We start from the raw sequence: 606 nt of genomic DNA on the forward strand, positions 1-606 counted from the left end.
CATTTCGCCAAGACATGCGTTTGCGGTACTCGACGCATGCTGTGCCCTTCTCGCGCACCACGGTCGTCCGGAGCCTCTGCGATGTAGCGGCAACAAAGCTTCATATCAATGTTATCGATCGCTTGTTCTGTCGCGCCACCATAAACGTGAATAGAAACATCCACACTTTGACCGGGATAAAGCACATCCTGATTTAGAATCGAATCTACCTTAGCGCTGCCGATCCCAAAGCTCGCAAGTGTCTTCTTCAAAAATGACATATGCACCTCCTTTGTCGAGATCTCATACTACTACTGCTGATCATGGGATCAAAACAAATTGTTGCGTCGATCCGAGCGACAAAATAACAAAATCGAGAGAATTCAATTGCTCAACTATCGACCAATTATAACAAGGGTGCTAACCTATACATGATATGCATGCATATCGGTATTCCTGACTCATTTATTGGACTGGCGAAAGCCAAAAGAGCCACCCTTCAAGCAGTTGAAGCTCAACTCATAATGAATCAGGCCATTACATCGGCAATGGATATGCCTGGCAGTTAGGTAATCGAATGCGCCCAACTACAGTCAGGTTCGCACACACCAATACAAGTGCAATGCG

The 606-nt window shown here is 46.0% G+C and carries 1 protein-coding gene; it reads right to left on the reverse strand.

Annotation, left to right across the window (positions count from 1 at the left end):
• Window positions 1-260, reverse strand: a 260-nt coding sequence (locus tag R8N47_RS26575) for a sporulation protein (protein WP_318186282.1), incomplete at its 3' end; no start/stop codon positions are given.
• Window positions 261-606 lie beyond the last annotated feature (346 nt).

The organism is Vibrio sp. 2132-1, assembly GCF_033344315.1.